The sequence below is a fragment of the Synechococcus sp. R55.8 genome, assembly GCF_047461895.1.
GTDB lineage: Bacteria > Cyanobacteriota > Cyanobacteriia > Thermostichales > Thermostichaceae > Thermostichus.
In genome coordinates this window covers 1-11,572 of the sequence record NZ_JANSIB010000100.1, presented here as the reverse complement: position 1 = coordinate 11,572, position 11,572 = coordinate 1, and the positions used below count along the sequence as shown (strand labels likewise).

At 59.7% G+C, this 11,572-nt stretch carries 12 protein-coding genes and 1 CRISPR repeat array; of the genes, 8 read left to right on the top strand and 4 right to left on the bottom strand.

The window, feature by feature from the left end; genetic code table 11:
- Positions 1-17 precede the first annotated feature (17 nt).
- Positions 18-359: a CRISPR direct-repeat array (repeat unit 37 nt; unit sequence AGTTTCCAATTTCTAGGGATCCCCCCGAAGGGGGAAC).
- 271 nt (positions 360-630) lie between these two features.
- The gene (locus NW829_RS10245; protein WP_414417017.1) at positions 631-1,536 is read right to left on the bottom strand and encodes a cation diffusion facilitator family transporter; all 906 of its coding nucleotides are present in this window, start codon (positions 1,534-1,536) and stop codon (positions 631-633) included.
- Positions 1,537-1,671: 135 nt separating this feature from the next.
- Here NW829_RS10245 and NW829_RS10240 point away from each other — a divergent pair, with 135 nt between their 5' ends.
- Both NW829_RS10240 and NW829_RS10235 read left to right on the top strand, forming a co-directional pair.
- The gene (locus NW829_RS10240) at positions 1,672-3,078 is read left to right on the top strand and encodes a UDP-glucose dehydrogenase family protein (protein ID WP_414417016.1); all 1,407 of its coding nucleotides are present in this window, start codon (positions 1,672-1,674) and stop codon (positions 3,076-3,078) included.
- A gap of 24 nt (positions 3,079-3,102) precedes the next feature.
- Positions 3,103-4,050, top strand: a complete 948-nt coding sequence (locus NW829_RS10235) for a UDP-glucuronic acid decarboxylase family protein (protein ID WP_414417015.1) — start codon at positions 3,103-3,105, stop codon at positions 4,048-4,050.
- A 49-nt stretch (positions 4,051-4,099) separates the two neighbouring features.
- On the opposite strand, the gene NW829_RS10230 is transcribed toward NW829_RS10235, so the two are convergent.
- The gene (locus NW829_RS10230; RefSeq protein WP_414373502.1) at positions 4,100-4,480 is read right to left on the bottom strand and encodes an ArsR/SmtB family transcription factor; all 381 of its coding nucleotides are present in this window, start codon (positions 4,478-4,480) and stop codon (positions 4,100-4,102) included.
- 128 nt (positions 4,481-4,608) lie between these two features.
- On the opposite strand from NW829_RS10230, the gene NW829_RS10225 reads away from it, so the two are divergent.
- The 4 genes from NW829_RS10225 (at position 4,609) to NW829_RS10210 (ending at position 8,373) form a co-directional block, all read left to right on the top strand.
- On the top strand, positions 4,609-5,325 hold the full coding sequence (locus tag NW829_RS10225; protein ID WP_414413400.1) for an MBL fold metallo-hydrolase: 717 nt from the start codon (positions 4,609-4,611) through the stop codon (positions 5,323-5,325).
- Between the two features lie 131 nt (positions 5,326-5,456).
- Entirely contained in the window at positions 5,457-5,924 is a 468-nt protein-coding gene (locus tag NW829_RS10220) for a DUF29 domain-containing protein (protein ID WP_414355907.1), read from the top strand.
- Between the two features lie 56 nt (positions 5,925-5,980).
- Positions 5,981-6,562, top strand: a complete 582-nt coding sequence (locus NW829_RS10215) for a rhodanese-like domain-containing protein (protein ID WP_414417014.1) — start codon at positions 5,981-5,983, stop codon at positions 6,560-6,562.
- A complete protein-coding gene (locus NW829_RS10210) occupies positions 6,559-8,373 on the top strand; it encodes a SulP family inorganic anion transporter (RefSeq protein ID WP_414417013.1) in 1,815 nt (604 codons plus the stop codon). The genes NW829_RS10215 and NW829_RS10210 overlap by 4 nt, the downstream gene beginning before the upstream one ends.
- On the opposite strand, the gene NW829_RS10205 is transcribed toward NW829_RS10210, so the two are convergent.
- Positions 8,351-9,610, bottom strand: a complete 1,260-nt coding sequence (locus NW829_RS10205; RefSeq protein ID WP_414413099.1) for a hypothetical protein — start codon at positions 9,608-9,610, stop codon at positions 8,351-8,353. The genes NW829_RS10210 and NW829_RS10205 overlap by 23 nt on opposite strands.
- 226 nt (positions 9,611-9,836) lie before the next feature.
- On the opposite strand from NW829_RS10205, the gene trxA reads away from it, so the two are divergent.
- Positions 9,837-10,169 (top strand): thioredoxin, encoded by a 333-nt coding sequence (gene trxA / locus NW829_RS10200; protein ID WP_414417012.1) that lies wholly within the window; start codon positions 9,837-9,839, stop codon positions 10,167-10,169.
- Positions 10,170-10,245: 76 nt separating this feature from the next.
- Entirely contained in the window at positions 10,246-11,007 is a 762-nt protein-coding gene (lipB, locus tag NW829_RS10195) for a lipoyl(octanoyl) transferase LipB (RefSeq protein WP_414417018.1), read from the top strand.
- On the opposite strand, the gene NW829_RS10190 is transcribed toward lipB, so the two are convergent.
- Entirely contained in the window at positions 11,004-11,453 is a 450-nt protein-coding gene (locus NW829_RS10190) for a tetratricopeptide repeat protein (protein WP_414417011.1), read from the bottom strand. The genes lipB and NW829_RS10190 overlap by 4 nt on opposite strands.
- Between the last annotated feature and the right edge of the window lie 119 nt (positions 11,454-11,572).

Below are 11,572 nucleotides of genomic sequence, written 5' to 3'. Positions count from 1 at the left end.
AACTGCTTCTATCCAAGAGTTTCCAATTTCTAGGGATCCCCCCGAAGGGGGAACTAGTAGAGGTCCTAGGGGAGTCTTTCGCCGACAAACCAAAGTTTCCAATTTCTAGGGATCCCCCCGAAGGGGGAACTCCCTATCGAAAACTGCCCTCCTGAGTTGGAAGGGGCAGAAGTTTCCAATTTCTAGGGATCCCCCCGAAGGGGGAACACGAGGTGAAAGTCCTCGTCAACATCTAGTCTTCATTAGTTTCCAATTTCTAGGGATCCCCCCGAAGGGGGAACACTACTGCGACTCCGGCTGGATCATTGGAGAAACAGGCTGGAGTTTCCAATTTCTAGGGATCCCCCCGAAGGGGGAACTCCACCCCTATTAAAGCCAAGCAGGGCAAGGGATGCAAGACCCGTTTGCGAGGGATCCGGAAAAAAGGGGGCAAAAAGAGTTTCGGCGAGGGGGTTTTGGGGCCGGAAAGCCTTGTGGCACAAGGCGTCGAGGGATCCGACGAAAGAATGGGCTTTTCCGAGATTTTGAGGGACGCTCGCAGAGGCGTTGATACCGTTTTGGTGTTCTTTTGGAAACATCGGGATCCCTGAGCCTTGGCTGGGTCATCTGTTGGCAGGTGGCAAGCTCTCGCTAGGGTTGTTCGATATGGGAGCGGGGCTCCAGGTGGATGAGGATCCGCGCCGGCCCGTAGCGCCCTTGCAGGAGGTGTTCGACTTCCTCAGTGAGGCGGTGGGCGGACTCAATGTCCTGTGGCTCCACCACCAGGTGCATCTCGATAAAGACCATTTCCCCTGGGATCCCGCGGGAAGTGATGTCATGGCAGTCGAGCACGCCTGGCACGCTCAGGATCAGATCCCGCAGGACCTCAGAGGGGATCGCCACCCGGTCGGTGAGGTAGGGAAGATTCTCCTGCAGCACTTCCCAGCCGCTTCGGAGCACCAGCAGCGCCACCGGCAAAGCCAGGGCTTGATCCAGCCAAGGGATCCCCCAGTAATGCATGCCGGCCAACCCCAGCAACACCGTCAGCGTTACCCCAACGTCGCTGAGGGTATGGCGCGCATCGGCCAACAGCAGCGAGCTGGACAGAGCTTTGCCCCAGCGGTGCTCGTAGAGGGTGATAAAGACATTAATGCCCAGCACGCCCACCATCATCCCCAAGGTCAGCTCATCGATCTGCAGGTGGGGCTGGGGCTCCCAAAACCGCTCCACGGCTGTGCGCAGGATCTCCAGGCTGGCCATCCCCAAAAAGGCGGCGATCCCCAGCGCTCCAATGGCTTCAAACTTGCGATGGCCGTAGGGATGGTCGTCATCGGGCTCTGGCGAAGAAAAGCGCATGGCCACCAAGCCCAAAATGTTGCTGGCGCTGTCGGTGGAGCTGTGTAGGGCATCGGCAATGAGGCTTAGGGATCCCGTCGTCAGCCCCAGGATTAACTTGATCAGAAACACCAGGACATTTAGCCCTAGCGTGACGTACAGCACCCTCTGCACTTGGCGCTGACGGCGGCTGGCTATGGCAGCAGAATCCAGAAAGCTCACTGCAGCTCGGGCGGGGATCCACAGATATCCTGCTTTATTCTGTCACCGACCTCAATAGGGGTAAGGGAGGGTACCCTAAAAGCAAGCTGCTAAGGCTTAGTCAAGTGGCCGCCGATTGGGGAGCGAACTCTGAGTATGCACGTTGCTGTGGTAGGCGCTGGCTATGTGGGCCTGGTAACAGGGGCTTGCCTGGCTCACCTAGGAAATAGCGTTATCTGTGTGGACAACAACCCCGCCAAGATTGAAGGGCTGCAGCGGGGTCGCCTGCCCATCTACGAGCCCGGCCTGGAAGAGCTGGTGCGGGAGGGAACTGCGGCGGGTCGGCTGCACTTTAGCACCGATCTGGGCTCTGGGATCCAGGCCAGCGAGGTGGTGTTTATTGCCGTGGGCACCCCGGCCCTGCCCAGCGGGGATCCCGATCTGCGCTACGTGGAAGCAGTGGCGCGGGAAATTGGCCAGCATCTGGACGAGCACTATCGGGTCATTGTCAACAAATCCACTGTGCCCATTGGCTCTGGGGACTGGGTGCGCATGCTCATTTTGGACGGGGCCGCCGAAGCCGCCAAGCAGCGGCTGAGCAGCCGAGAAGTGGGGAGGGATCCTGAGGCCAGATCCCTGACCTTGGAGCTCTCGCCTTGGACGCCGCAGTTTGACGTGGTGAGCAACCCCGAGTTCCTACGGGAGGGCAGTGCCATCCAAGATACCTTCTACCCGGATCGCATTGTGATTGGCTCTAACAGCCCCCGCGCCATTGAAATCATGCGGCAGCTGTATGAACCCATCCTCAACCGCCAGCAGGGCCTGCAAGGGGATCCCGTGCCTTTGCTGGTGACCGACCTGGCTTCTGCCGAAATGATCAAGTATGCCGCCAACGCCTTCCTGGCCACCAAGATTAGCTTCATCAACGAAATGGCCAACATCTGCGAGCGCACCGGCGCCGACATCACCCAGGTGGCAGAAGGGATCGGCCTAGATAGGCGCATTGGCCGCGCCTTTCTCAACGCCGGCATAGGGTGGGGCGGAAGCTGCTTCCCCAAAGATCTGGCGGCTCTCATTCAAACCGCTGCTGACTATGGCTATGAGGCCAAGCTGTTGCGGGCCACGGTGGAGGTTAACCGAGAACAGCGGCAGCGCCTGGTGGAAAAGCTGCAGCAGGCCCTCAAGGTGCTCAAGGGAAAAACCATTGGCCTACTGGGTCTGACGTTTAAACCCCACACCGACGACCTGCGGGATGCCCCTTCCCTGACTTTGATCGAACAACTCCACCGTCTGGGGGCCAAGGTCAAGGCATATGATCCAATTGTATCCGCCTCGGGGATGCGGGAGGGGCTAGCCCATGTGGTGGTGGAAACGGATGTGTTCCGGCTGGCCCAGGACTGCGATGCCCTGGTGTTGGTGACGGAGTGGCCGGAGTTTTTGTCGCTGGATTACCGACGGATTGCAGAGCTGATGCGGCGGCCCTTGCTCATCGATGGCCGTAACTGTCTGGATCGGGAGGCGGTGCGGCAGGCGGGCATAACCCTCATTGGAGTGGGCTGGTAGGTGCTGGGGAAATCAGGGGAAATCATGAAGATCCTGGTTACGGGTGGCCTGGGATTTATCGGATCCCACTTGGTAACCCGCCTTCTGCAAGAAGGCCACTGGGTCATTTGCCTGGACAATGGCTCCACAGGCTGGCAGCTGAATGTCCAAGCTCATCTAGACAACCCAGCCTTTCAGTTCATTTGGCACGACGTTGCCGAGCCCCTGCCGCCCGCTTTGGCAGAGGCCGGGATCCAGCAGATCTACCACCTGGCCTGCCCCGCTTCTCCCCCCCACTACCAAGCGGATCCCATCCGCACCATCCGCACCAGCGTCTGGGGCACCTATCACCTGCTGCAACTGGCCCAGAAAACGGGAGCGAGGTTCCTGCTGGCCTCGACTTCAGAAGTGTACGGGGATCCCCAAGTGCATCCCCAACCGGAAGACTACTGGGGCCACGTCAACCCCATTGGCCCGCGGGCCTGCTACGACGAATCCAAGCGCTTGGCAGAAACCCTCACCTTCGACTGGCAGCGGCAATACCAGACGGAGATCCGGGTAGCCCGCATCTTCAACACCTACGGCCCTGCCATGCGGGAGGACGATGGCCGCGTGGTGAGCAACTTTATCGTCCAGGCCCTGCGCGGGGATCCCCTGACGGTCTATGGGGATGGATCCCAGACCCGCAGCTTTTGCTACATCTCCGACTTGGTAGAGGGCTTGATCCGGCTGATGAACAGCCCCTACCCCGGACCCTTTAACTTGGGCAACCCAGAGGAGTTCACCATCCTGGAGCTGGCCCAGCAGGTGCTCGCCCTCACCGGCAGCCCTTCTCCCATCGTTTACCGGCCTCTGCCGACGGACGATCCCAGACAACGGCAGCCGGATATTGGCAAAGCCCGCGCCCTCTTGGGGTGGGAACCTCGGATCCCTTTGCAGGTTGGGCTGCAACAGACCATCCCTTACTTTCGTCAGCGGCTGGGGCTGGACTAATCATCAGGTGCTCCCGACAACCCCAACCCGTTTGAGAACCATTTTCGCCTCAGCTCGATTGACCTGGGTGAATGGCTGCCAGCGGCTCCAGTTGGCGGGCTTGCTGTTGTAGCCGACTCACCAACTGCCGACATACCACTTCGCACAGCTCAAAGCACATGGGATCCGCAATTTGGTAATAAACACTCACCCCCTTGGGCTGACGGCTGACGATCCCTGCCTGCGCCAAGATTTTCAGGTGCTTGGAAACATTGGCCTGGCCCATGCCGGTGGCTTCCAGAATCTGGGTTACATTCTTCGGCCCAGAGCGCAGCTCACACAGGATCTGCAGCCGGCTGGGTTCCGCCAAAACCTTGAAGTACTCCGCCACGCTGTTGAGAACCTGCGGCGTCAGGATCGTGCGACACTCATTCACATCCGCTCTGCTCACCGGCTTTCTCCCATCAACAAACCTGCTTGCGCCGTCCATGCAACTTGATTTTAACACTAGATAGTTATATAGTGTTCCTAGAAAGTCCAAGTTCACGTCGGGCTTTCGATACCAGACAGGAGGGCACTATGCTATTTCGCCAACTGTTCGACGCAGAAACAAGCACCTACACCTATTTAATCGCGGATCCGACAACTCGCGAGGCCGCCCTGGTGGATCCAGTGCTGGAGCAGGTGGAGCGGGATTTGAAGCTGATTCGGGAATTGGGTCTAACCTTGAAGTACTGCCTGGAAACCCACGTTCACGCGGATCACATCACGGGAACCGGGAAGCTGCGGGAACTGACCGGTTGCCAAGGGGTGGTGCCAGTACAGGCCAAGGCTCAATGTGCAGATCGTTTCATCGGTCACGGGGAAACGCTGCAAGTGGGATCCGTCGTCATTGAAGCCATCGCTACCCTGGGCCACACCGACAGCCACATGACCTACCGCGTGAATGGGGATCGCGTCCTTACCGGAGATGCCCTGCTGATCCGCGGCTGTGGGCGCACGGATTTCCAAAGCGGGGATCCCGGCCTGATGTACGACCATGTTACCCAGCACTTGTTTACGCTGCCCGATGAGACGCTGGTCTATCCTGGCCACGACTATCGCGGGCACACCGTCTCCACCATTGGCGAGGAGAAGCGCTGGAACCCGCGCTTTGTGGATCCGGAAACGGGCAACCTGCGTTCCCGTGAGAGCTTCATTGCCCTGATGAACAGCCTCAACCTGCCCCAGCCGAAGAAGATCCAGGAAGCGGTGCCGGCCAACGAGCAGTGCGGCCAAGTGGCAGCAGCGGTTTAATTCCTTCTGGGCAGCGAGGTGCAGGGTAAGCCCCCGCCGGCTGGGGAGCCCATGTGAAACTCCGATGGTGAGGGCCCGCTGCTCTGGGTAACCTTCTCTCAATTGGCTTGCCAGAAATGGAGAGTTTGAGCGTGGATCGAGAAAGTCTCTATGAGAGCGATTTCTACGCTTGGATCCAGCAACAAGCTCAATTTCTGCGGGATCGGGCCTGGGAGAAGCTGGATCTGCCCAATTTAGTCGAGGAGATTGAATCGTTGGGCAGGCAACAGCGGCAGGAACTGCGAAACCGACTTGCAGTTTTGGTTGGGCATCTCCTCAAGTGGGAGTACCAGCCAGAGGGGAGATCCGCAAGCTGGCTCCTCACCCTCCAGCTGCAGCGGCAGGAAGTTCTGGAGCTTCTTGAAGAAAGCCCAAGTCTCAAGCCCTATTTGCCAGAGGCCATCTCCAAGTCTTACTTGGGGGCGCTGAAGCTGGCCCTGGAGGAGACCAAGCTGCCCAGAAAGATTTTCCCCAAAACCTGCCCTTATTCCTCAGAGCAAATCCTGGATAGCCGGTTTTACCCCGGTGAGCCCAGTCATTTGCTTGAGGAGGGGGATTAATCCCAAAAATCGCTGCATTTTGCATTTTAGACAACGCTAGAAGCAAGGAGACAACCATGACCGTAACCCAACAAAACCCTATCCCTTCCGCTTCGCAAGAACGGGATCCCCGTCTCAAGGAGATCGATGCCCTGACCTTAAAACAGTGGCTGGATCAGGGGCGAGTCCAGCTCATTGATGTGCGGGAGCCGGGAGAATATGCCGATGAGCGGATCCCGGGGGCCATCAACATGCCCCTATCTACCTTTGACCCGGCCAAAGTGCCTGCTTCCACGCCAGAGAAGCCGGTGGTGTTGCACTGCCGCATGGGCAGCCGCTCCATCCGGGCCAGTTGCCAGTTGCTAGACCGCGGTTGGCCGGAGGTCATTAGCCTTAAGGGCGGGATCGAGGCTTGGAAAGCGGCCAAGCTGCCCGTTACCCGCACCCAAAATGCTCCCATCTCCATCATGCGGCAGGTGCAGATTGCGGCGGGATCCCTGGTGCTCACCGGAACCCTTCTGGGGGCCTTTGTCAACCCCTGGTGGCTGCTGCTGAGTGGCTTTGTGGGCGCTGGGCTGGTGTTTGCGGGTGTAACCAACACCTGTGGCATGGCTCTGCTCTTGGCTCGCATGCCCTGGAACCGAGGTCAGGCGCTATGAGTGGGATCCCTTCTACTTCCTCTGGGGGGCAAGGGATCCTGGCGCGGTACCTGCCCTTTGCTAAGGAGTCCCTTTGGGTCTTCCACTATCAACGATCAGATTTGCCGGGAGATCTGATCGCCGGCCTTGTGGTGGCCATTCTGTTGGTGCCCCAGAGCATGGCCTATGCCCTGTTGGCCGGGTTGCCCCCCCAAGTGGGCCTGTACGCCAGTATTTTGCCGGTGATCGTCTATGGACTACTGGGATCCAGCCGCGCCTTGGCGGTAGGGCCAGTGGCCATCATTTCTCTTTTGGTGGCGGCGGGGTTAGAGCCCCTGGCCGGTCGCGTCAGCGGGACGGAGTCCTTGCCGGGCAGCCCAGAGTACGGGCAGTTGGCTTTAGGCCTGGCCTTGGAAGTGGGTTTGATTCAAGGGGCGATGGGGTTGTTGCGGCTGGGGTTTTTGGCCAATTTCTTAAGCCACACGGTGGTGACTGCCTTTGGCAGCGCGGCGGCCTTGATCATCGGCTTCAGCCAGCTCCGCCACCTCCTGGGGGTCAAGATCGCCAATACGGAGTCCTTCTTGCTGTTGGTGCAGCGGCTGTGGCAAAGCCTGGATAAGGTAAACTGGGTAACCTTTGGCTTGGGGCTGCTGGCCGTATCCCTGCTGGTGTACGCTCAGCGAAAGTTGCCCCACCAACTGCGGCGTTGGGGTGTGCCTCCAGGTTGGGCCTTGATTTTGACCAAGGGGGCACCGCTAGCGGCTGTGCTCGTGACCAGCCTGTTGGTCTGGGGCCTAAACCTCTCGGAGAGGGCAGGGGTATCTGTTGTTGGCTCCATTCCTTCCGGGTTGCCCCCCTTGGGCTTTCCCTCGTTGAGCTGGGGACAGTGGACAGCGCTTCTGCCCACCGCCTTGGCCATTAGCTTGGTGGGCTTCACGGAGAGCTATGCCGTGGGGCAGTCCTTGGCCAGCCAGCGGCGGCAGAAGGTGGATCCCAACCAAGATCTGGTGGCTTTGGGGGCAGCCAACTTGGCAGCAGCCTGCAGTGGCGGCTATCCGGTAACGGGAGGCATCAGCCGGTCGGTGGTGAACTTTCAAGCAGGCGCCAACAGTGGCCTGGCCTCCCTAATCACCGGCCTGTTGGTGGCTTTGACGGTCATCTGGCTGATGCCCCTGTTCACCTTCTTGCCCCAGACCACCCTGGCGGCCATTGTTCTGGTGGCGGTGCTGGCCCTGGTGGATTTTCACCCCCTGCTGCAAAGCTGGCGCTACGACCGTGGCGATGCCCTGGTTTGGTTGGTAACCTTTGCCAGTGTGCTGGGGATCGGAGTGGAGCAGGGGATCGGAATAGGGGTGTTAGTCTCCATCCTGCTCTTTCTTTGGCGGGCTAGCCGTCCTCACATTGCCATCGTGGGTCAGGTGCCCGGTACGGAGCACTACCGCAACGTGCAGCGCCATGAGGTGATTACCGATCCCCGTATCTTGGCAGTGCGGGTGGACGAGAGCCTGTTTTTTGCCAACGCAGCCTACTTGCAGGAGTATCTGCTGCGAGAGGTGGCGGCGCGACCCACAGTGGAGCAGGTGCTGCTCGTTGCCAGCGCCATCAACTTCATCGACGGCAGCGCTTTGGAAGTGCTGACCCAGCTGGTGGAACGTTTGCAGCAGGCAGGGGTGGGCTTTGCCATGGCCGAGGTGAAGGGGCCGGTAATGGATCGCCTCCAAAAGGCTGGGTTTGTGGAGAAAGTGGGCGCTGAGCGCTTCTTCCTCTCCACTCACCAGGCGATGCAAGCCCTCGGATCCCAGCAGAGCCTCAGTCAGGTGTCATCTTCCTGATCAGCACAAGGGGGGTTTGTTCAGCGGCATTGCCGGCGGGGTTCTTGCCCAGGGCTTGCTCCACCAGCTCCCGCTCTACGCCGGGGCTGGCTGCCAGGATCTTGACCTGCCCCAGATCGTTGGCATCCACGATGGCCACTTCGTAGCCCGTCTGCCGATGCAGATCCCCCACCAACTTGGCCGGATCCCGCGGCCCCAGCACGATGAACTGGTCATAGGGAGGCAGGGTGCCAGTAACGTCGTCGATGAGATCGGCCTGCTCCCCCGCCAGGGCATAAAAGACCCCCGGGATCCCCAGCAGTTTGGCCAGGGATCCCACCACAAAAGCCCACACCACCCGCCAGGCCCCGGAGCAGTCGATCAAAGTCTGCATCCCGTAGCAGCTTGAAAGACTGGTCTTGGAGGGGAAGAAGTAGCACAGGGTGTGGGCCAGCCAGCCGGGCTGCACCTGCAGGGGATGGCGGAAGTTGCCCTGGACAATAGCCACGGCGCTTTCCGAGATGGCCACCATATCGCCGGGCTGGATGTGAGGGCCTACATACCGCCGTAGCACCTCGGCCAAGTCATCGCTGGGGGTCAGCAGATGGGTGGGAACGGCGGCCCAAAGGAGGGATCCCTGCTGCTGCCAGTTCAGCTCTGGCAAGGGCTCCACCTCCTGCAACGGCAGGATGAGATGGCTGGTCTTGAGGGTGCGCCGCTGCCGCCCGTACTGGATGTAGTCCAACTCCAGCCAGGCAGAGCGCAAATGGGCCAGCCCTTCCCCCTTCAGCTCGATCTCAACCTCTAGGCCAGTCTGGTTCTGGGGGGTGATGATGTAGGCCTGCCAGTAGTTGTCTTGGCGGGGGGGAAGATCCGGATGGCGAGAGCGCAGGCGTAGGCGGGTGTGAATGCCTTCTGGGGATCCGGCGCTGAGCAAATGCAGTCGCGGCTCCACCTGGGCCAAGGTGACTTCCAAAAGGGGGTTGAGGTTGCGAGCCACAAACTCCGCTTGAATGACCCAGTGCTCGGGGGTGTGGCGGCTGATGCGCCAGCCTTGGGGCTCCACCACCAGGTGATCGGCGGGGCGGGTCTTGAGCCAGTAGAGCAAGCTGCCCAAACTCAGCAGCAACCCGGCCACTACCTGAGCCCAGCCCCAGGGATCCCACAGCCAACGCCAAGCCCCCCATAGGCTGAGTCCTACCCCGGCCAGCACTGTGGCCAACACGCCACGATTCACCATGCTGCTGCTTGTTGCCATCGGGATCCCACTCCTCCAAGTCCTTAAACCCTGCTAAAGTCTGCCCCTTTGTCCACCACAACACCCTAGACTACAGGTACGCTCTAGCTCTTCTCCCAAACCCTAGCCATCCTACCGGGAAACCGAAGCAGGCCGTAGCGGGATCCCTACCTAATTTTTAGTCTCAAACAGTTAGCTTACAAATAGATTTCATCTCAGGCTTTTCAGAACACTCTGGGAGTTTCCTATGGCGCACAAACAGCAATTCAAAAGTTTTGACGACATGATTCAGGGATCCAAAACCCCGATCCTGGTGGATTTTTATGCTTCCTGGTGCGGCCCTTGTCAGGTTATGGCGCAAGTGTTGGAGCAGGTAAAACCTCAGGTGGGGGATGCGGTTACTTTTGTGAAGGTTGACACCGAAAAGTACCCAACCATCGCTGCTCGCTGGGGCATTCAAGCGGTGCCAACGCTGATCCTCTTCAAAGATGGGAAGCCGATTGACCGCATTGAGGGGCTATTGCAGCCGCGGGCCCTGTTGGAGCGGTTGCGGGCGCAGGTCAACCTGCCGGTAGGCTAGGCGGACGTTGCTGGGATGGGGTCTTTTGGTCATCTTCTGGTGGCACAGCGAGCTCTCCAGCAAAACCGTCTTTGAGATGTCCTCGCAGGTGTTTGAGCGCTCTTTGGGATCTCCGCCTCTGGAGGTTCACCTGGCGGGAGAGGTGCCCTATCGCACCGCTTGGGCTTGGCAGCAAGCCAGGGTGGCTCGCCTGATCTGCAATCCGCAGCTGCCAGATGGGCTCCTACTGCTCACCCACCCGCCGGTCTACACCCTGGGGGCAGGGGCGGATCCCAAGTTCCTCAAGAGCTTGGCTGGACAGATAGGATCCCCAGCTGCCCGCCCAGAATTCCTCTCTGGACAAGGGCCAGAAATCCTGCGGGTAGAGCGCGGCGGCGAAGTCACTTACCACGGGCCAGGCCAGTGGGTTGGTTATGCGATCCTCAACCTCAGGCGCCACCGTCTGGATCTCCACTGGTACCTGCGCCAACTGGAGCAGGTGCTTATTGAAACTGTGGCCCACTTTGGCCTGCGGGGGGAGCGGATCCCTGGCCTCACAGGGGTTTGGGTGGAGGGGCGCAAAGTGGCGGCCATCGGCATCAAGGTTTCCCGCTGGGTGACCTACCATGGCTTTGCCTTGAATGTCTGCCCCGATCTGTCGGCCTTTGAGGCGATTGTGCCCTGTGGGATCCCCGGCCGACCTGTGGGATCCCTGGTTCAGTTTTGTCCCCGAGTAACGATGGCGGCAGTGGCCCCGGTGGTGGTGAAGTCCTTTTGTCAGGTCTTTGGGCTGCAAGCTCAGGAAGTTTCCTTATCAGAGTGGTTGGGAGAACGCAAGTCTCTAAAGACTCAAGGCTAATCCACCCCCAACTGGCGCAGCAGTTGCTGCAGGATGGCCTGGTTGGCAAAGTTGCCACTCTTGGAAAAGAGAGCCAACGCCTGGCGAAAGTCGGCCATCGCCGCTTCTCGATCCCCCAACTGAAGATAGGCCACCCCGCGGCTGAAGTAGGCTTCTGGGATCCCTGCATTCAACTGAATGGCCCGCTCCGCATCGGCCAGAGCTTCTTCCGGCTGGCGCAACTGGTTGTAGACGTAGCTGCGGTTTACATAGGCCGGCGCATAGGTGGGATCCAACTGCACCGCCCGATCCAGATCTGACAGGGCAGCTACGGGATCCCCCCGCAGCAACTTGAGGGATCCCTGCCAGTTGAACTCGGAAGCGGTGTTTGGGGCCGAGGTCTTCTCAGGAGGAGGTGGGAAGGCAGGCAAAGAGATGGCAGGGGCAGGAGCGAGGAATGCTGCCAAGAAACCTATCAGAGCTATCCTTCCCCATCGACACTTGATTGTGCTCCGCACCGCTAATGACGTCCTCTTCGGATCCCGAACTAGTTCAATATAGACCGTCGGCGAGAGGGGCAACCCCC